We start from the raw sequence: 19,622 nt of genomic DNA, 5'->3' as shown, positions 1-19,622 counted from the left end.
GGCTCGCGGCAGGGCGCCCCGGGGGCCCGGCCGGCGAGGAGACCGCCGCCCGTGGCCGGGCCCGGCCGGCCGTCCTCGCGTACGAGTCCGGGCCGGCCGAAGCGCGCAGGACCCCGGTACTCCCCGCCCCGCCGGACCTGAGTGGCCGGTTCCGCCGGAAGGGGCGCGGGCCACTGTGGAGAGGGGACCGGTCACGAGATATCTTGATGTCAAGCAATGTTGCAGACGTGGAGCGGAGCACCCGGTGACTGACTCGACCATCATCTATACGCACACCGACGAGGCCCCTGCCCTGGCGACGTACTCGTTCCTGCCCGTCATCGAGGCGTACGCCTCGACCGCAGGCGTCACGGTGGAGCGCCGCGACATCTCCCTGGCGGGGCGCATCATCGCCGGTTTCCCGGAGCGTCTCGAGGCCGAACAGCGTATCGATGACGCGCTCGCCGAGCTCGGCGAGCTGGCCAGGACTCCCGGCGCGAACATCATCAAGCTGCCCAACATCTCGGCCTCGATCCCGCAGCTGAAGGCCGCGATCGCAGAGCTCCAGGCGCAGGGCTACGCGCTTCCGGACTACCCGGACGACCCGCAGACCGACGAGGACAGGGACGTCCGCGCGCGGTACGACAAGGTCAAGGGCAGCGCGGTGAACCCCGTCCTGCGTGAGGGCAACTCCGACCGCCGCGCCCCCGCGTCGGTCAAGAACTACGCCAAGGCGCACCCGCACCGCATGGGCGCCTGGACCGCCGACTCGAAGACGAACGTCGCCACCATGGGCGTCGACGACTTCCGCTCGACGGAGAAGTCGGTCGTCATCTCCGAGGCCGGCTCGCTGCGCATCGAGCTCGCGGGCGACGACGGCAGCACCACCGTGCTGCGCGAGTCCGTCCCCGTCCTCGCGGGTGAGGTCGTGGACGCGGCCGTCATGCGCGTCGCCGCACTGCGCGAGTTCTTCACCGCCCAGGTCGCGCGCGCCAAGGCCGAGGGCGTGCTGTTCTCCGTACACCTGAAGGCCACGATGATGAAGGTCTCCGACCCGATCATCTTCGGCCACGTGGTCCGCGCCTTCTTCCCGAACACCTTCGCCAAGTACGGCGACGCGCTCGCGGCGGCCGGACTGACCCCGAACGACGGCCTCGGCGGCATCCTCAAGGGCCTCGACTCCCTGCCGGACGTCGGCGCCGAGATCAAGGCGTCCTTCGAGGCCGAGCTCGCCGAGGGGCCCGCCCTGGCGATGGTCGACTCCGACAAGGGCATCACCAACCTGCACGTGCCGAGCGATGTCATCGTCGACGCGTCCATGCCGGCCATGATCCGTACGTCCGGCCACATGTGGGGTCCGGACGGCAACGAGGCCGACACCCTCGCGGTCCTGCCCGACAGCAGCTACGCGGGCGTCTACCAGGTCGTCATCGACGACTGCCGCGCCAACGGCGCCTTCGACCCGTCGACGATGGGCTCGGTGCCCAACGTCGGCCTGATGGCGCAGAAGGCCGAGGAGTACGGCAGCCACGACAAGACCTTCGAGGTGCCCGCCACCGGCACGGTGCGGGTCCTCGACGGCAACGGCGACGTCGTGCTGGAGCAGGCCGTCGGCGCCGGTGACATCTTCCGGATGTGCCAGACCAAGGACCTCCCGATCCAGGACTGGGTCAAGCTCGCCGTCACCCGCGCCCGCGCGACCGGCAACCCGGCCGTGTTCTGGCTCGACGAGGGCCGCGCGCACGACGCCAACCTCATCGCCAAGGTCAACACCTACCTGGCCGACCACGACACCGACGGCCTGGACATCTCCATCCGGACGCCGGAGGAGGCCACGGCCTTCTCCCTGGAGCGCATCCGCCGTGGCGAGGACACCATCTCGGTGACCGGCAACGTGCTCCGTGACTACCTCACCGACCTGTTCCCCATCCTCGAGCTGGGCACCAGCGCGAAGATGCTCTCGGTCGTCCCGCTCATGAACGGCGGCGGACTGTTCGAGACGGGCGCCGGCGGCTCCGCGCCCAAGCACGTCCAGCAGCTGGTCAAGGAGGACTACCTGCGCTGGGACAGCCTGGGTGAGTTCCTCGCCCTCGCGGTCAGCTTCGAGCACCTGGCCACCACCACGGGCAACGCGCGCGCCAAGGTGCTCGCCGACACCCTGGACCGGGCGACGGGCACCTTCCTCAACGAGGACAAGTCCCCGAGCCGCAAGCTCGGTGGCATCGACAACCGTGGCAGCCACTTCTACCTGGCGCTGTACTGGGCCCAGGAGCTGGCGCGGCAGACCGACGACGCCGCGCTCGCCGAGGCGTTCGGGCCGCTCGCCAGGACGCTGTCCGAGCAGGAGCAGACCATCGTCGACGAGCTGATCGCCGTCCAGGGCAAGCCGGCCGACATCGGTGGCTACTACCAGCCCGACCCGGCGAAGGCGGAGGCCGTGATGCGTCCGTCGGCCACCTTCAACAAGGCCATCGCGACCCTGGGCTGATCCCCGGGCCGCACACCGCACGCACGACCGCCCCGGCAGGCCGTCCGCCCGCCGGGGCGGTCGTGCGTGCGGCCCTCCGGCCTCGCCCGCGTCCTCGGCGCACGACACCAGGGACGGCCCGGAGGGGGCGCCCGTGCCGGCGGAAGTCCTGGCCGCGGCCGGGGAACGCGGAACCGCGCTGCTCGCCCGCGCGGAACGGGCGGACCAGGTGGGCCGGGGCGGGCATCCCGCACCGCTGCGGTCCGCGACCGGGTCCGCGCCAGCGGCAGCATGGCGGACTCCGCCACCGGGGACTCGCGGCCCCGTCAGGGCCGCCGGCCCCCACGAACCGATCCGCACGGGCCTCGCGGCGGGCGGCGGGCCGGATGCGCTCCCCCGCGCCCTGCCCCGGGACCGCGGGGGACCTCCTCCGGGCCGCCAGGCGCGAGGCCGCGCACCCGGGCACCCTCCGATACCGGCCGGGCCGGGCACGTGAACGCTTCGGCACCGACCCCGACGACCACGACACGCGCCAGGTCCGCGCCCCGACGGCGCACCTGACCGGGATCATGTGGGAGACCGCGGCCGGGATCCGGCCTGCCGGCGTTGCTTCGTCCCCGGCGGTGAAGACAGGCGGGGAATGCGGCGGCCATCCTGTCACCGTCCCGCCACGCCGCTTCCGCACACGTGGCACGGTCCCACCGAAAGGTCCTCCCGTGACATCTGCCGACGGCACCTCTCCGGAACCGGCCGCCCTTCCGGCGTCCGACAGCTCCGGTACCGCTCCCCTCACTTCCGCCCAGCGCGTCTCCGCCGTACTGCGCCGGGCCGTCGCCACCGGGCTCGTCGGGGAGGATCAGCCGGTCGCCGGGTTCCTCGACACGGACGGCATCCGGGCCTCGGTCACGAGCCTGCACGCCGCCTTCGCCCACGCCCCGGAAGTCCTCCACACCTTCGCCGTCAAGGCGGCCTCCCTGACACCCGTGCTGCGGTTGCTCGCCGGGCTCGGCATGGGCTGCGAGGTGGCGAGTCCGGGAGAGCTGCGCATCGCGCTCGACGCCGGTGTCGCGCCCTCGCGGATCGTCCTCGACTCGCCCGCCAAGACCCGGCAGGAGATCAGTGAGGCCCTCGCCCTGGGCGTCGCGGTCAACGCCGACAACCTCGGCGAACTGCGCCGCATCGACGCACTCCGCCCGGCGGGGAGCACGTCGGTCGTCGGCCTGCGCGTCAACCCGCAGGTCGGCGGCGGCTCCATCGGGGCGATGAGCACCGCCACCGCGACCTCGAAGTTCGGCGTGGCGCTCCGCGATCCCGGTGCGCGCGACCGTGTGGTGAGGGCTTTCGCCGACCGCCCGTGGCTGACCCGCCTCCACGCGCACGTCGGCTCCCAGGGATGCCCGCCGGCCCTCATCGCGGAGGGCGTCGCGGAGACGTACCGGCTGGCCGAGGAGATCAACCGGACCCTGGGCACCCGGCAGATCACGAGCCTCGACATCGGTGGCGGACTCCCGGTCAACTTCGACGGCGACGAGACGCGCCCGACCTTCGCCGCGCACACCCGGATGCTCGGCGCGGCCGTCCCGGGCCTCTTCGACGGCCGCTACGCGCTGGTCACGGAGTTCGGCCGCTCACTGCTCGCGAAGAACGGGTTCATCGGTGCCCGCGTGGAGTACGTCAAGGAGGCCGGCGGCCGGCGCATCGCCGTCACCCACGCGGGAGCACAGACGGCCACGCGTACCGTCCTGATGCCCGACGCGTGGCCGCTGCGGATCGGCGCCTTCGACGCCGGGGGCGATCCCCGGACCGGCGCCCCGCTGTGCCAGGACATCGCGGGCCCCTGCTGCTTCGCCGGCGACGTCGTCGCCCACGGCCGGGAACTCCCGGAGCTGGAGGAGGGCGACCTCGTCGTCCTGTACGACACCGGCGCTTACTACTTCTCGACGCCCTGGGCGTACAACAGCCTGCCGAGACCCGCCGTGCACGGTTTCACGACCGGACGGTCCGGCAGCGTGCGGCTGACGACGGTCCGGGCCGCCCAGACTCTCGATGAGATCGCTGCGGAGAGCGGCCTCGCCCACGTCGACGCGCTGGTCTCCCTCGCCCGCCCGCCCGGGGACTGAGAACCGGGCGCTCCGCGGTCAGGCCCGCCGGGGACCGGCTGTGCGGCAGGGGCGGCGCCTACGGCACCCGCGCGGTCCACTCCTCGGTGGCGAACTTCGTCCGCACCAGCTCCTCCGCCCGGGCCAGCTCCTCCGCGGTGACTTCGCCGGTGGTCAGCCCGTAGCGCCCACGGAAGGAGGCGATCATGTTCTCGATCACCTGCTCACGGGCGAGGCCGGTCTGGCGGCGGAGCGGGTCGACGCGCTTCCTGGCGCTCCTGGTGCCCTTGTCGGACATCTTCTCCTTGCCGATGCGCAGGACCTCGAGCATTTTCCCGGCGTCGATGTCGTACGACATGGTCACGTGGTGCAGGACGGCCCCAGGGCCGCCGTCAGGACCGACGACACGTTTCTGGGCGGCGCCCGCGATCTTGCCGGCGTCGGTGGCGATGTCGTTGAGGGGCTGGTACCAGGCCTTGATTCCCATGTCACCGAGCGCGCCCAGGACCCAGTCGTCGAGATATGCGTAACTGTCGGCGAACGAGAGGCCCGACACGAGCGATTCCGGCACGGACAGGGAGTAGGTGATCGTGCTCATGGGCTCCACGAACATGGCTCCGCCACCGGAGATACGGCGTACCACGGTCATTCCGTGCGCCGCCGCCCCTACGGGGTCCACCTCGTTCCGAAGCGACTGGAAGCTGCCGATGACCACAGCGGGCGAAGCCCATTCCCAGACCCGCAACGTGGGCGCCCGTCGCCCGGCGGCCACCTCGGCGGTGAGGACCTCGTCCAGAGCCATGTGCAGGGCCGGGGCCTGGGGTCCCATGTGCACCAGCTGCCAGTCGAAGTCGCTCCACTCGGCGGCGTGGGCCAGGGCCCGCCGGACAGCGATGCCGATGCCCTCCGCGGTGAGCCCGAGCATGACGGTCGACTCGGGCAGTGCCGCCGTGATCCGGGCAGCAAGGCCTGCGGCGTCCGTGGAGGAAGGGGCGCCTTCCAGAGCCCTGTCGACCGACAGGATCGCCTCGTCGGGCTCCAGGAAGAAGTCCCCGGCGACGCGCACGTCGCGCAGCACGCCTCCCTCGACGTCCAGATCCACGACGACGAGCTTGCCGCCGGGCACCTTGTACTCGCCATGCACGGTTCTGTCCCCTTCCGGTACGCGGCGTGGATCCCGAGCCCGGTGCTCAGATATCCGGATAGACACGCACGTACCTCACATCGCACCCTAGTGCTCGCTCCTGACGAGTGGCCACGCGGCTCCGGTGCCGCCTCGACGTCTCCGCCCGGCGGGTCCGTTCCTTCGAGGCCAAGGTCCTCACCGGCCGGGAACCGGTCCGCAGAGGATCTCCCTCGCGGGGGGCCGGGCGACAAGCCGCTGTGTTGCCAAGGGATTTGGGGGCACTCGTAAGGTGCGCCGGTCCATCCGGGACCGGGCTCAGGGCGATCGCTCGAAGGAGAGGCAGATGTCGACACAGTATGGCGACCGACCGACCGGGCAGCAGCCCCACGGCGCACCGCAGGGCACGGCGACCGGCAACGTGCTGAGCATCATCGCGATGGTGCTGGGCGTGATCTCGCTGCTCTTCCTCCCGATCGTCTTCGGTGTGATCGGCGTGATCCTGGCTGTCATCGCCAAGACCGTCCGGCACGAGCGGCTCGCCGTCCCCGCTCTCGTGGTCAGCGCTGTCGGCCTGGTCGGCGGGATGCTCCTCGGCGCTCTCCTGGCCTGACGCACATGCGCCGGCGCCGCCGGATTCCGTGCTGCGGGCCCTGCGCCGGGGTTTTCACGGACTTCGAGCCCGTGAGGCCGAGGTGTCAGCCCTGGGGCGGGGAGCGGCGGGACCGGGTGGGAGCGTACGCGGGCAGACCGGTGTACCGGGGTGGATCGGGGGCAGGAGTCGTGACGGTCGCCCCTGCGCGCAGGGGCGAAAGGGCGCGTCCGAAACCTGGGGAGGTCGAGGGCGCGCCCTCGCTCTGCAGGCCGGCGCCGCCGGCCCCGGGACGGAGCGGGCGGATGACCGCGGCCGGAGCCTCGCGGTCATCCGCCCGCCGGTCCCGCTCCGCGTACGCTTCGGCCGACGGACCCGGGCCGGGCGGGGCGGGTCACCCGGGCGGGCGCGACGTGGCAGCCGTCGCATGCCGCCGATCCGCCTCATGCCCGACTCCGACGGCGAGCCGTGGTCATGGCAGGGCCACGGGCGCGAGCGCGTCCGGAGAACCGCTCGCCTCACACAGGTGCCCGGTCGGGCGGAAGTGGACGACCGTCCCGGTCGCGCCGTCGTCGGCGACGGGTTCCAGACCGGTCACAGGAACGCCGTGTCCATGGCGCCGGGTCCAGGAGCCGTTCCGGCGCCGGCCGGTACGGGCGAGCGACTCACCGGTCGAAGTGCGCTTCGAGCACGGCTGTCAGGGCCGCGAGCCGGTTCCTGGGTGGTCCGGCCCCTCCTGACGCGGCCTGGTGACCGGGGCCCGTGAGGGGCGCCTGGACGCTTGACAGCGTCTTCCCCGCAGTCACCCCCGGGCAAGGCGAAGTCCTCTGCCCGGCGTCTCGGTTCCGGGCGGCCCTCCGGCCGCAGACCGGTACACGGCGTCGGCGGGAGGCCCGCCGACGCCGATCAGCCCCTGCGAACCGCGTCGACGAAGGCCATGAGCGCGGGGCATTCGGAATGATGAGCCGTCTTTGTTACCACTTGTCGCATTCGGGAATATGTTTCACGTCCACAGGTCGTCGCACGTACGGAGCGGCGTGACGACCCGGCTGATACCCGATGAAGGAGATGCGCCATGACGAAGGCGCGAGAGATCATGACCGGCGGAACCGAGTGCGTCGGGGCGGAGGAGACGGTGCTGGACGCCGCCCGCAAGATGAAGGACCTCGGTGTCGGAGCGCTGCCGATCTGCGGCACCGACAACAAGCTCAAGGGCATGCTCACCGACCGCGACATCGTCGTGAAGGTTCTCGGTGCGGGCAAGGATCCCGCGACGTGTGCGGCCGGCGACCTCGCCCAGGGCGAAGCCGTCACCATCGGCGCCGACGACGACGCCCAGGAGATCCTGCGGACCATGACCGAACACAAGGTCCGCCGTCTGCCCGTGATCGACGGCCATGACCTGGTCGGCATGGTGGCCCAGGCCGACGTGGCACGGTCACTGCCCGACCCGCAGGTCGGCGACCTGCTCCAGGCCCTGTCCACCGACTGACGGCCGGGCTCGCCTCCGCCCGGGCCCGCGTTGTGCGGCAGTGGTGTACAGGCCGGGATGCGGGGCAGACGGATGCACAGTTCAAGCAGATGACGGTGAGAAGGAGACATCCGGTGCTGATGGCACACCCCGCAGTGCTGCGAAACCTCGTCGAGCAGTACGACACCCTGCGCATCCTGCACGCGGAGAAGGGCAGTGACGAGGTGCGGCAACGGATGGACGACATCGCCTACACGCTCTGCGTGTCCACCGGCACCCGCGACATCGACGCCGCCCTCACCGTCGCACGCCACCGGCTGTCCGGGGTGCTCACCCAGGACGACTCCGCCCTCACCGCCTGACAGGCCCCCGCTCAGCAGCCACTGATCCGCGAGGAGCCGGAGCCCCGGCGTCCACGGTGCCGTGCGGCGGTGCGAGGAAGGCATGCTGCCGGAGGCCCTGCCATGGCAGCACAGGGGACATCGCGGATCCGGCCCGGCCGACGTCGGCTCCACCGGCACGCGAGCCCGCCACGGCACTGCCGGGGCGCATCTTGGCCCAGGCCCTCCTCACCGCCGTGGGGGAGGCTGCGCACCGTGCCGGCCGCCACCCGCACGCCTCGGTGGTCCGGGGTACCGGCGACCGGCCGGTGCCCCGGGCATCTTCGATGGTGGCCAGGAGACAGGCGTGGGTACTTCCGTGGACCGGGTCGGGCGGCCTTGGGGCAGTCGTGCCGCGTACGGACGGCACGAGCCCTGACCGGCGCGGGTGGACACGTACCCGGACGAGGGTGTCGAGCCGGAGGCGGCGGAGGTCTGGGCGCAGGCCTCTCGATCCCGCACTCCGACGGCGATGCGTCGGACATCGCCGCCGGAGGCGGACGCATGGCCGGCGTGCGAGGCCGGGTGGCGGACCGGCTCGACCGCGGCCGTCCGGGGCCGAAAGACACGTCCGGCCGGCAGGCCGGCAGTTCCCCCACCGGCTGCCCCGGCCGCTGGTGCGCCGGAACGGACGCTTGGCCGAGTCCGACCGGGACACCGCCATGAACCCGGTGGAGCGTTCCGGCTTCTCCGCCGCTCCGCGGTGGGCCGGCGGAGAAGCCGGGCCCCGTGTCCGGGACCGCGGGGGAACTTCATGACGGAGCATCGTCCGGAACGGTTCACCGCGGCACACGTATGCCTCCCTCGTCCCTGAGGCGGGAAGCAGCGGCGACATCGGCCAGGTGGCCGGAACGGGCCACCCGCCCTCACGCCCGGCCATTGCGCGCACCTCGTGCCGGAGGCGGGTCGCAGAGGGCGACAGGTGATCGATAGCCTGCTCGGCGATCAGGTGAACGACCTCGCAGGGCGGAGCCCTCCAGGTTCTTCCCGGACCCGCTCGTGAACCGTGATCGGTCCGCCCGGCCCGTACGACCAGCAAGGTGGCGCACGATGTTCACGACCCGTCCCACCCTCCAGGGCACCTTCGGCATGGTGTCCTCCACCCACTGGCTCGCCTCGCAGTCCGCGATGGCCGTCCTGGAGGGCGGCGGCAACGCCTACGACGCGGCCGTCGCCGCCGGCTTCGTCCTGCACGTCGTCGAACCGCATCTCAACGGCCCGGCCGGCGAGGTCCCGATGATCCTCGCGCCGAAGGACGGCGAGGTGGAGGTGCTGTGCGGCCAGGGGCCCGCCCCCGCGGGCGCCTCGGCCGCGCACTACCGCTCGCTCGGTCTGCACCTGGTCCCCGGCACCGGTCCGCTCGCCGCCGCCGTACCGGGTGCCTTCGACGCCTGGATGCTGCTGCTGCGCGACCACGGGACCAAGACCCTCGCCGAGGTCCTGAGGTACGCGATCGGATACGCCGATGACGGCCACGCCCCCGTCGAACGCGTCGGCCGGACCGTCGAGACCGTCCGCGAGCTCTTCGAGACCGAATGGCCGGCCTCCGCCGAGGTCTACCTCCCCGGCGGAAAGGCGCCCGAACCCGGCAGGCTGTTCCGCAACCCGGCCCTCGCCGCCACCTGGCGCCGCCTCATAGCGGAGGCGGAGGCGGAGGGCGGCGAGGACCGCGTCGCGCAGATCGACGCGGCCCGCGCCGTGTGGCGTACGGGTTTCATCGCCGAGGCACTGGTCCGCCAGGCCGCCGTGCCCACCATGGACACCAGCGGAACCCGCCACACCGGCACCCTCACCGCCGCCGACCTGGCGGACTGGTCCGCGACGTACGAGGCGCCCGCCACGTACGACTGGAACGGCTGGACGCTGGCCAAGGCGGCCGGCTGGAGCCAGGGGCCCGCCTTCCTCCAGCAACTCGCCCTCCTCCCGGCCGAGCTCCCGGCATACGGCTCCGCCGACTACGTCCACCTCCTCATCGAGGGCTGCAAGCTCGCGATGGCCGACCGCGAAGCCTGGTACGGCGACGCCGCCGGCGTACCGCTCGACACGCTGCTCTCCGCGCCGTACAACGACGAACGCCGCACCCTGGTCAAGGACACCGCGTCACTGGAACTGCGGCCCGGCAGCCCCGGGGGCCGCAGCCCGGTGCTCAGCGCGCACGCCCGTGCCGTCGCCTCCGGCGGACCCGACGGCACGGGCGCCCCCGTGGCCGGAGCCGGCGAGCCGACGGTGGCCGAGAACGGCGCGACCCGCGGCGACACCTGCCACCTCGACATCGTCGACCGCTGGGGGAACATGATCTCCGCCACGCCCAGCGGCGGCTGGCTCCAGTCCAACCCGGTCGTGCCCGGACTCGGCTTCCCGCTCGGCACCCGGCTGCAGATGGCCTGGCTCGACGAGGGCCTGCCCAACACCCTGACCCCCGGCCGCCGCCCGCGCACCACGCTCACTCCGTCCCTCGCCCTGCGCGACGGAGTCCCCGTCATGGCGTTCGGCACCCCCGGCGGCGACCAGCAGGACCAGTGGCAGCTGCACTTCTTCCTCGCCGTGGCGCTGCGCGCCGAGGTCCGCGGCGGCCTCGACCTCCAGGGCGCCGTCGACGCCCCGAACTGGCACAACGACAGCTTCCCCGGCTCCTTCTTCCCGCGCGGGATGCGCCCCGGCAGCGTCACCGTCGAGGGGGGCATGGACCCGGAGGTGGTGGAGGAACTGCGCCGCCGCGGCCACGACGTCACGGTCGGTGACCCGTGGTCCGAGGGCCGGCTGTGCGCCGTCGCCAGGGACCCGGAGACCGGCGTCCTGTCCGCCGCCGCCAATCCTCGCGGGATGCAGGGCTACGCGGTCGGCCGCTGACCACCTGCCCGGGGTGCCCCCGGCGGGCCGTGCTTAGCTGGAGTCATGATCGATGACTTTCTGTACGGGACCGCCGGGCACGCCGGGCCGGCGGCCGAGGTGGAGGCGGCGGTCCGGGCGGCGGCCGCCGCCGAGATCATGCCGCGTTACCGGCAGCTGGCCGCGCACGAGATCGTCGAGAAGAGCGGCCCGCACGACCTGGTCACCGCCGCGGACCGCCTCGCCGAGGAGCATCTCACCGCGTCCCTGACCCGGCTGCTGCCCGGCTCGGCCGTCGTCGGTGAGGAGGCCGTCCACGCCGACCCCGCGGTCCTCGACGCTCTCGCCGGTGATGCGCCCGTGTGGATCGTCGACCCGGTCGACGGCACGCGCCAGTTCGTGCACGGGGAACCCGGCTTCTGCACCCTGGTGGCCCTCGCCCGGCACGGAGAGGTGTACGCCTCGTGGACGTACGCCCCCGTGCTCGACGAGATGGCCGTCGCCGTGCGGGGCCGGGGTGCCACGCTCAACGGCACGGCCCTGCACAGCGGTTCGCCCGCGCCGGGCGCCGTGCTCAAGGTGGCCATGTCCCACCCCGACTACACTTCCGACGCCCAGAAGCGCGCCCTGCTCGGCCTGCGCACGGACGGCATCGACGCCCGCGCGTGCGGGTCGGCGGGCCTGGAGTACCTGGCCGTCGCCTGCGGCGCGCAGGACGCGGTCGCCTTCAACTGGGAGTTCGCCTGGGACCACGCGGCGGGCCTGCTCCTGGTCATGGAGGCGGGCGGCGCCCAGTCGACGCTCTCCGGGGCGCCCTACCGCATCACCGGCGGAAACGACCTGCCGTTCACCGCGGCCCGGGACGGAGCGACGGCGGAGCGGGTCCTCCAGGCCCTGCGGGCCGGCCCGCGGAATCAGGGACCGGGCCACGCCGGTGGACCCGGGCCATGCCGGCAGGGCCCGGACCCCGCCGGTGGCTCATGACTCGCCCTGCAGCACCGCCCTCACGTCCCGGACGACGCCGGCCGCCGTCTCCACCGCGGCCGCGTCCAGACCCCGCAGCGCCTCGGACACCCGGTCCGTGAAGTCCGCCGGGGTGCCCGGCAGAGCGGCGGCGGAAGCGAGCGCGCCCTTCTCGTTGAGGCACCAGACGCGGTGGTGGGCGTGCAGGGCCTGGGCGAGGATCCCGAACGCCTTCGACAGGCAGAGGGCGACATGGAGTGTGTCGCCGGCCGGGGCCGACTTACGGGCGGCGGTCACGGAGAAGTCCGCCTCCCAGGCCGCATCGGTCAGCGCGCGGCGCAGCGGTTCGGGGTAGGCCCGCATCGACGACCGAAGGCGCGCCAGCTCACCGCCCGGGTCCTCGAGCACCTGGCCGAGGACGACCTCGCCCACGTAGCAGGGGGACCAGAAGCCCAGCGGATGGCCAGGCTGGACACCGACCTCGAAGCGACCCGCCCGGCAGTCCGACCACACCGCCTCCACCCGGTCCAGATCGCGCAGGATCCAGTCGACGGCGGCGCCGTCCACCGTCAGCCACGCCCCGCCGTTCACCCAGGGACCCCACCCGCCGGGCCCCGCCACGTCGGCCGGCGCCCCCTGGACCTCGGACGCCACCGCGGTGAGGGCGGCCAGGTCCGGGGCGCCCCGGTAGTAGAGGCCCAGGTCCCAGTCGGAGTCGGGGCGATGGGCGCCACGGGCCCGGCTCCCGCCCAGGACGACCGCCCGGATACCGGGCAGCCGGGCGAGCCGGGACGCCATCGCGGCGACGGCGGGGCAGGGTACGCATGCGTCGTTCATCGAGCGGGAGGCTACCCGGCGACCGGCCGCGGGTGCGCCCGAATATCCTGAGTGCCCTGGCCATCGGCTGACAAAGGAGTCCGAAGGTGCCGTCGATGCTGGATGCCGTTGTCGTGGGGGCGGGCCCGAACGGGCTGACGGCCGCGGTCGAGCTGGCCCGCCGCGGCCTCGCCGTGCAGGTGTTCGAGGCGGGTGAGACCGTCGGCGGTGGCGCCCGCACCGAGGAGCTGACCCTTCCCGGCTTCCGGCACGACCCGTGTTCCGCCGTGCACCCGCTGGGCATCGGGTCCCCGGCCTTCAAGGCGATGCCGCTCGCCCGGCACGGTCTCGAATGGCTCCACGCGCCCCTGTCGCTCGCCCACCCCTTCCCGGACGGCTCCGCCGCGGTGCTCACCAAGTCCGTCGGGGAGACCGCCATGTCGCTGGGCGCGGAGGACGCGGGTGCCTATCGCAGGCTGGTCGCGCCCTTCACGGGGCACTGGGACACCCTCGCCGGGGACTTCCTGCGCACCCCGTGGGACGGACTGCCCCGTGACCCGTACCGCTGGGCGCGCTTCGGACTGGAGGCGGTCCAGCCGGCCACGCTGCTCTCCCGGCGTTTCCGGGGGGAGAAGGCGCGCGGTCTGATCGCGGGCCTCGCCGGGCATGCCATCGCACCCGCCGGTGGACTCGCGACCGGCGGGATCGCCCTGCTCTTCGCCCTGGCGGCGCACGAGGGCGGCTGGCCGGTTCCGCGCGGCGGCTCGCAGGCGATCTCCGACGCGCTCGCCTCCTTCCTGCGTGAGCAGGGCGGCACCATCCGCACGGGCGTCGAAGTCAAACGCCTGGACGAACTCCCGCCCGCCCGCGCGTACGTCTTCGACACCTCGCCGACCGCGCTCGCCCGGATCGCCGGGCTGGGCGGCGCCTACGACCACTACCGCTACGGGCCCTCCTGCTTCAAGATCGATTACGCGCTGTCGGGCCCCGTGCCCTGGACGGCGGAACAGGCCCGCGCCGCCGGCACGGTCCACATCGGCCCCTCCGCCGCCGAGATCGATGCGGCTCTGCGCGCCGCCGTGGCGGGCCGCGCCCCGAGCGTCCCCTTCCTGATCACCGCGCAGCCCAGCCTCGTCGATCCGACCCGTGCCCCCGAAGGCCGCCATGTCTTCTGGGTGTACGGGCATGTCCCGGCCGGCTGGGAGGGGGACGCCACCGAGGTCATCGAGCGGCAGCTGGAGCGCTTCGCCCCCGGCTTCCGCGACCTGGTCCTGGCCCGTGCGGTCGCCGGACCTCCCCGGCTCGCCGTACGCAACGCCAATTACGTCGACGGCGACATCGCCACCGGGGCGTTCGCCGGGCTCCAGACCGTGCTCCGGCCCAAGCTCGCCCGCGTGCCGTACGCCACCGCGCACCCCGCGGTCTTCCTCTGCTCCTCGGCCACCCCGCCCGGCCCCGGAGTGCACGGCATGTCGGGGCACCACGCGGCGAAGGCGGTGTGGCGGCGCCTGAGGGCCGCGTGAGGGACGCGGCATCACGAGACCGGCGTCGACGAAGACGGCGCCGGCACGGGCCGGACCGGTGGTGGGGCACCGAGGAGCCAGGCGGTGCCGCCTGTGCCGGGGTCCTCCGCGACCAGGGGCACGAGGATCCGGAGGGGGTTCTCCTCGGGGCGGAGTGGGCCCCGGCCCGGAGAGAGCCGCGGGCGTGAGCTTCGCGGAGGACGCCGTCGCGTCAAGGGGGCCGGACCCCCTGCGAAAGCCACCGACGGCTGCCGACGGCCGGCGCCGGCCGGTCCTGGTCAGGCGGAGGGACCGGCCGCCGGCGGCGGGTGTGTCCGCGGCTAACGGGTCACTTCGCTGCCGCCGAAGGTCACGACGAGGGAGCCGTCCTGGGCGAAGGACCAGTCCATCGCGCCGGAGTAGGCGGAGCAGGCCGGACCGTTCGAGCCCTTCCAGAACTGGTTGGAGCTGTCGGCGTCGCCCACGGTCTTGTCGTTCGACCCGTCGTCACTGCGGCACGAGACGTTGCCGCGGTACACCGAAGTGCCCTTGTCGAAGGAGAAGTTGCGCTCGGCGTTGTCGATGCTGACGTTGTCCGACACCGTCATCGAGCCGGGGTTGCTGTTGTAGGTGAAGCCGTGTTTGCCGTTGTCGTAGGCGATGTTGCGCCGGACGAGGTGATCGACCTCGATGCCGTCGCCACCGAGTTTGTAACCGTTGCGGTCGCCGTCGGAGTTCACGGTCCCGTCGGAGAGGGTGCCGTTCTCGTAGGAGAGGGAGTCCTCGATGGTCACCGGACCGATGGGGCCCGTCTCCGACTTGGTGTAGAGGTCCCAGCCGTCGTCGATGTTGTTGTGCGCCACGGTGTGGCGGGACACGTTCCCGGGGCCGGAGGTGAGCTTCGAGGCGAAGCCGTCGGCGTCCTCACCGTCGGAGTCGGCGTTGTCGTGCGACTCCGAGCTCAGGACGAGGTTGTTCGCCGGCCACTCGTCGTCGGGGGTGTCGGAGGCGATCCGCGAGATCTGCAGGCCCGAGTCGTGGTTGAAGCGGGTCACGACGTGTTCGATGACGTTGTTGCTGCCGCCGACGAAGATCCCGTTGTCGCCGGCGTGTTCGACGACGATGCCGTCGATGTGCCAGTACGTGCCGTTCACCGCGAGCCCTCGGTTCGCCGGATCCTCGCTCATGGCCGCGAAGTTCAGGACCGGGGACTCCCCCGGATAGGCGGCGAGTGTGGTGCGGGCGCCGGAGGTGCCGTCGTTGCCCGGCGGGATGGTGACCGTCTCGGAGTGCTCGTACGTTCCGCCACGCAGGTAGATCGTCCCGCCGGAGGAGACGCGGCTGATCGCGGAGGAAAGGGTGGTCGGGTCCGACTCCGTGCCGGCCGCCTCGTCGCTGCCGTCCGGTGCCACGTACAGGGCGTCGGCGGTCACCGTGGCCGGGGCGCTGACCGCACCGGTGCCGAAGGACGCGTCGCCGGGGGCGGAGGCGGCCTGAGCCATGGTGCCGGACAGTGCGACGAGCGAACCGGCCAGCAGGCTGACACGCGCGATGACGGACTTCTTCTTCTGCATCGATCGTCTCCAGGTAGGGGTGGTCTCGACCGGCCGACGGGTTCCGGAGGGGTGATCCGGCAACTCCTGGGCAAGGAGGCCCGGCCCGGTCCGGAGGTGCCCGGAACGAGGGGGCCGGGCGGGTGCATGGGTGTGGCCCTTCCTGTCGCGGCCGGGGCGCGGCGTCACGACCCGTCCGAGTGGCTGAACGGATGGCGCGGTCGGCACCGTGCCGAAACGATGGGCAAGCGCTTTCTCCGACCGTAAGTACGTGTCGTGCTCGCGTCAATACATCTGTACGTGATTAGAGTTCATTGATCTGAACAAACGAGCTGGATGCGCCTTCTCAGTACGCCCGGGTATCTGCCCGGAGCCGCAGTACCGTGCCGGACATCCACACAAGGTCGATGTCGGATTTCCGCCAGCCATCCGGCCCCTCCGTGCCCGATGCTTGGACCATGCACACCGACATCGAGCGCTGCGTGCGAGCCGTGCAGTCGAAGGACGCCCGTTTCGACGGCTGGTTCTTCACCGCTGTCCTGACCACCCGGATCTACTGCCGCCCCAGCTGCCCGGTCGTGGCACCGAAAGCCCGCAACATGACCTTCTACCCCAGCGCCGCCGCGTGTCAGCAGGCCGGATTCCGGGCCTGCAAGCGGTGCCGGCCCGACACCAGCCCCGGCTCGCCCGAGTGGAACAACCGCGCCGACTCCGTCGCCCGCGCCATGCGCCTCATCCAGGACGGCATCGTCGACCGGGAAGGGGTACCGGGACTGGCGGCCCGGCTCGGCTGTTCCGCCCGGCAGGTCGAGCGCCGGCTCCTGGCCGAACTCGGCGCGGGACCGCTCGCACTGGCCCGGTCCCAGCGCGCCCGGACCGCCCGTGTGCTCATCGAGACGACCGGACTCCCCATGGCCGAGATCGCCTTCGCGGCGGGATTCTCCTCGATCCGCACCTTCAACGACACCGTGCGCGAGGTCTTCGCGCTCACCCCCGGCGAACTGCGCACCCGTGCGGAACGCGGAAGCGGAGGGTCCGGGACCCCGGGTGCCATCGCCCTGCGGCTGCCCTACCGGTCCCCGCTCAACCCGAGCAATCTCTTCGGGCACCTCGCCGCGACAGCCGTGCCCGGCGTCGAGGAATGGCGCGACGGCGCCTACCGCCGCACGCTCACCCTCCCGCACGGGCACGGCATCGTGGCGTTGTCCCCCGGACCCGGCCACATCGACTGCCGGCTCTCCCTCACCGACCTCCGCGACCTGACCCAGGCCGTCAGCCGCTGCCGCAGACTCCTCGATCTGGACGCCGATCCGGTCGCCGTGGACGGCCTGCTGCGCTCGGACCCGCTGCTCGCTCCCCTGGTCGACGCGGCTCCAGGCCGCCGGGTGCCGCGTACGGTCGACGCGGAGGAGTTCGCCGTCCGCGCGGTGCTCGGCCAGCAGGTCTCCACCGCCGCCGCCCGCACCCATGCGGCCAGGCTGGTCCGCGCCCACGGAGTACCCGTCGACGACCCCGAAGGCGGCCTGACCCATCTCTTCCCGGCCCCCGGCGCCCTGGCCGGCCTCGACCCCGAGGCGCTCGCCCTGCCCCGTAGCCGCCGCGCCACCCTCACCACCCTCGTGGCCGCCCTGGCCGACGGGTCCCTGCACCTGGGGGAGGGAACCGACTGGGAGGAGGCCCGCGCGGAACTGGCCGCGCTGCCCGGCTTCGGCCCGTGGACCGTCGAGGTCATCGCCATGCGCGCCCTGGGGGACCCGGACGCCTTCCTCCCCACCGACCTCGGGATCCGCAGGGCGGCCGGTCAGCTCGGCCTCCCGGCGACCCCCGCGGCCCTCACCGCACGCGCCGCGCGGTGGCGCCCCTGGCGTGCGTACGCCGTGCAGTACCTGTGGACCGTCGACGACCACCCCGTCAACCATCTGCCCGCCTGAGGGCGTGAGGACCAACGATGACCATCACATCCCCGATGACCAGGCAGCACACGGTCATCGACAGCCCGTACGGGGCGCTCACCCTGGTCGCGACCGACGGGGTGCTGTCCGGCCTGTACATGGCCGGGCAGCGGCACCGCCCTCCGGAGGAGACCTTCGGCGTACCCGACCCGCGGCCCTTCGGTGAAGCCTCCCGCCAGCTGGACGCCTACTTCGCGGGCGAGCTGACCGAGTTCGACCTCCCGCTGTGTCTGCACGGCACCCCGTTCCAGCGTGGTGTCTGGGCGGAACTCGTACGGATCCCGTACGGCGAGACGCGCTCCTACGGCGAACTGGCCGAGCGCCTCGGCAAGCCCGGCGCCTCCCGTGCGGTGGGACTCGCCAACGGCAGGAACCCGGTCGGGATCATCGTTCCCTGCCACCGAGTCATCGGAGCCTCGGGGAGCCTGACGGGGTACGGCGGCGGACTGGACCGCAAGCAGAGGCTGCTCGCCTTCGAACGGGGTGCGGGCAGCGAGGTGCCGGCCCTCTTCTGAGCGGGGTGTCCGGCCGGTGCCGGGCACCCCGGCACCCCCGGCCTCCGGCCCCGCCCGGTCGCCTCAGCCCGTGAAGATCTCCACGACCGACCAGACCGCCAGAGCGAGCATGCACAGACCGCCGATGCGCTGCACCGTCTTCAGCGGGACCCGCTTGGCGATGAAGCGCCCTGCCAGCAGTGCCAGCGCGGAGACCGACATGAGGGCCGCGGCCGCCCCGACGGCCGTCGGCCAGGCGCCGTTGCTCGCGGCCAGGTTCGCGGTGGTGATCTGGGTCAGATCACCCCACTCGCTGATGAACACCGCCATGAAGGCGGTCGAGTAGACCGGCCAGAAGCCGGTCACGGTCTTGATCTCCTCGCCCTCGTCGTCGTCACCGCCACCACCGCGCAGCAGCATGAACGCGCCGAAGGCGAAGAGGGCGGCCGAGACCAGCTTGACGGTCCAGTCGGGCAGGAGGCCGATCAGCCCGCCCGCACCGACGGCGATGGCGACGTGCACGATGAACGCGGACGACGTACCGAACCAGACGTAGAGCGGGCGCATGCGGGTGCCCATGGCCAGCGAGGCGAACATCGTCTTGTCGGGGAGCTCCGCGAGGAAGATCAGCCCGAAGGCGGTGACGATCGCCAGGGGGTCGAGATGCATTCCGGGTGGCTTTCTGTGTGAGCCGGGCCCCGGGCCTTTCGCGAAGTGCCGCTCGGGCTGCTTCGGAGGACCACTCGGCCCGGCATGACCGCAGCACCCGCAGGCCGCGGGCGCGTCATACCTGACCGAAGGTCTCGCCCACCCGTAAGGATCTACGAGCCCGGCCACCGGGAACCCGGAGGTTCCAGTGTGTCGACGACCGGTTTGCGGGGCTACTCCCCTTCGCAGCCGTCAACGATACCCCACCCGGACTGCGGGGGAGCGGCTCGGTACAGTCCTACGGTGATCATCGAAGCCGCCCCCGGGAGTACCCCCGCATGAGCCGCCGACCGCGCAAGGGCGCCGGATCCGGACAGCCCCGTCCCACGGTGAGCGTCTGCCGGGGCTGCTGCTGCGGAACCCCCAAGATTCCGGGCGTGGACCACGCCGGTCAGCTCGCGCAACTGCGGCAGTCCCTCGACGGGGCCGCGACCGTGCGTGCGGTGGAGTGCCTGGACGCCTGCGAGCACGGCAACGTCATCGTCGTACAGCCTTCGGCCGAGGGCCGCCGCGCGGGCGGGCGCCCCGTCTGGCTCGGACTGGTCAACGACCCGCACGCCGTCGCCGACATCGCCGCCTGGGCGGCGGAGGGCGGGCCCGGTCTCGCGGACGCGCCGGAGATCCTGGACCTGTACGCGTTCAGCCCCTCCCGCCGGATCCGCGCCGGACTGGACGGTGAGGAGTCCTGAAAGCC

16 protein-coding genes are annotated in these 19,622 nt (G+C 72.6%); 11 read left to right on the top strand and 5 right to left on the bottom strand.

The features are described from left to right. The first annotated feature begins 244 nt into the window (after positions 1-244). The gene (locus ACF1FZ_RS14740; RefSeq protein WP_391773756.1) at positions 245-2,467 is read left to right on the top strand and encodes an NADP-dependent isocitrate dehydrogenase; all 2,223 of its coding nucleotides are present in this window, start codon (positions 245-247) and stop codon (positions 2,465-2,467) included. A gap of 695 nt (positions 2,468-3,162) precedes the next feature. Continuing rightward, positions 3,163-4,566, top strand: coding sequence for a diaminopimelate decarboxylase (locus ACF1FZ_RS14735; protein WP_391773755.1), 1,404 nt, complete (start codon positions 3,163-3,165; stop codon positions 4,564-4,566). Positions 4,567-4,624: 58 nt separating this feature from the next. Here ACF1FZ_RS14735 and ACF1FZ_RS14730 read toward each other — a convergent pair whose 3' ends face one another. After that, positions 4,625-5,689 carry a biotin/lipoate A/B protein ligase family protein gene (locus ACF1FZ_RS14730; RefSeq protein ID WP_391773754.1) on the bottom strand — a complete coding sequence of 355 codons (1,065 nt, stop codon included), beginning with the start codon at positions 5,687-5,689 and terminating at the stop codon, positions 4,625-4,627. A 325-nt stretch (positions 5,690-6,014) separates the two neighbouring features. Here ACF1FZ_RS14730 and ACF1FZ_RS14725 point away from each other — a divergent pair, with 325 nt between their 5' ends. Next, complete coding sequence (locus ACF1FZ_RS14725) at positions 6,015-6,281, top strand: hypothetical protein (RefSeq protein ID WP_391773753.1); 267 nt, start codon at positions 6,015-6,017, stop codon at positions 6,279-6,281. A 451-nt stretch (positions 6,282-6,732) separates the two neighbouring features. Here the strand turns inward: ACF1FZ_RS14725 and ACF1FZ_RS14720 are convergent, their stop codons facing one another. Then, positions 6,733-6,858 carry a hypothetical protein gene (locus tag ACF1FZ_RS14720; protein ID WP_391773752.1) on the bottom strand — a complete coding sequence of 42 codons (126 nt, stop codon included), beginning with the start codon at positions 6,856-6,858 and terminating at the stop codon, positions 6,733-6,735. Between the two features lie 477 nt (positions 6,859-7,335). Between ACF1FZ_RS14720 and ACF1FZ_RS14715 the strand changes: the two genes are divergently transcribed. The 4 genes from ACF1FZ_RS14715 to ACF1FZ_RS14700 all read left to right on the top strand — a co-directional run bounded on the left by ACF1FZ_RS14715 (position 7,336) and on the right by ACF1FZ_RS14700 (position 11,924). After that, positions 7,336-7,752: a CBS domain-containing protein gene (locus ACF1FZ_RS14715; RefSeq protein ID WP_391773751.1), complete on the top strand. Its 417-nt coding sequence runs from the start codon at positions 7,336-7,338 to the stop codon at positions 7,750-7,752. Between the two features lie 113 nt (positions 7,753-7,865). Continuing rightward, a complete protein-coding gene (locus tag ACF1FZ_RS14710; protein WP_391773750.1) occupies positions 7,866-8,093 on the top strand; it encodes a DUF5133 domain-containing protein in 228 nt (75 codons plus the stop codon). Positions 8,094-9,161: 1,068 nt separating this feature from the next. Then, on the top strand, positions 9,162-10,961 hold the full coding sequence (locus tag ACF1FZ_RS14705) for a gamma-glutamyltransferase family protein (protein WP_391773749.1): 1,800 nt from the start codon (positions 9,162-9,164) through the stop codon (positions 10,959-10,961). Between the two features lie 45 nt (positions 10,962-11,006). Next, positions 11,007-11,924: an inositol monophosphatase family protein gene (locus ACF1FZ_RS14700; RefSeq protein WP_391773748.1), complete on the top strand. Its 918-nt coding sequence runs from the start codon at positions 11,007-11,009 to the stop codon at positions 11,922-11,924. On the opposite strand, the gene ACF1FZ_RS14695 is transcribed toward ACF1FZ_RS14700, so the two are convergent. Beyond that, positions 11,919-12,740: a nucleotidyltransferase domain-containing protein gene (locus ACF1FZ_RS14695; RefSeq protein ID WP_391773747.1), complete on the bottom strand. Its 822-nt coding sequence runs from the start codon at positions 12,738-12,740 to the stop codon at positions 11,919-11,921. The two genes, ACF1FZ_RS14700 and ACF1FZ_RS14695, sit on opposite strands and share 6 nt — an antisense overlap. 86 nt (positions 12,741-12,826) lie before the next feature. Between ACF1FZ_RS14695 and ACF1FZ_RS14690 the strand changes: the two genes are divergently transcribed. Then, positions 12,827-14,242: a phytoene desaturase family protein gene (locus ACF1FZ_RS14690; RefSeq protein WP_391773746.1), complete on the top strand. Its 1,416-nt coding sequence runs from the start codon at positions 12,827-12,829 to the stop codon at positions 14,240-14,242. Between the two features lie 320 nt (positions 14,243-14,562). Here ACF1FZ_RS14690 and ACF1FZ_RS14685 read toward each other — a convergent pair whose 3' ends face one another. Next, positions 14,563-15,795, bottom strand: a complete 1,233-nt coding sequence (locus tag ACF1FZ_RS14685; RefSeq protein WP_391773745.1) for a right-handed parallel beta-helix repeat-containing protein — start codon at positions 15,793-15,795, stop codon at positions 14,563-14,565. 437 nt (positions 15,796-16,232) lie between these two features. On the opposite strand from ACF1FZ_RS14685, the gene ACF1FZ_RS14680 reads away from it, so the two are divergent. Both ACF1FZ_RS14680 and ACF1FZ_RS14675 read left to right on the top strand, forming a co-directional pair. Further along, positions 16,233-17,705, top strand: a complete 1,473-nt coding sequence (locus ACF1FZ_RS14680) for an AlkA N-terminal domain-containing protein (protein ID WP_391773744.1) — start codon at positions 16,233-16,235, stop codon at positions 17,703-17,705. A gap of 35 nt (positions 17,706-17,740) precedes the next feature. Continuing rightward, positions 17,741-18,241: a methylated-DNA--[protein]-cysteine S-methyltransferase gene (locus tag ACF1FZ_RS14675; protein ID WP_391773781.1), complete on the top strand. Its 501-nt coding sequence runs from the start codon at positions 17,741-17,743 to the stop codon at positions 18,239-18,241. Positions 18,242-18,304: 63 nt separating this feature from the next. Here ACF1FZ_RS14675 and ACF1FZ_RS14670 read toward each other — a convergent pair whose 3' ends face one another. Next, on the bottom strand, positions 18,305-18,889 hold the full coding sequence (locus tag ACF1FZ_RS14670) for a TMEM165/GDT1 family protein (protein ID WP_391773743.1): 585 nt from the start codon (positions 18,887-18,889) through the stop codon (positions 18,305-18,307). 317 nt (positions 18,890-19,206) lie between these two features. On the opposite strand from ACF1FZ_RS14670, the gene ACF1FZ_RS14665 reads away from it, so the two are divergent. Further along, positions 19,207-19,617, top strand: a complete 411-nt coding sequence (locus tag ACF1FZ_RS14665) for a (2Fe-2S) ferredoxin domain-containing protein (protein WP_391773742.1) — start codon at positions 19,207-19,209, stop codon at positions 19,615-19,617. Positions 19,618-19,622: the final 5 nt, after the last annotated feature.

Source organism: Streptomyces sp. NPDC014623 (genome assembly GCF_043088245.1).
Taxonomy (GTDB): Bacteria; Actinomycetota; Actinomycetes; order Streptomycetales; family Streptomycetaceae; genus Streptomyces.
This window is presented reverse-complemented; position numbering and strand designations above follow the sequence as displayed.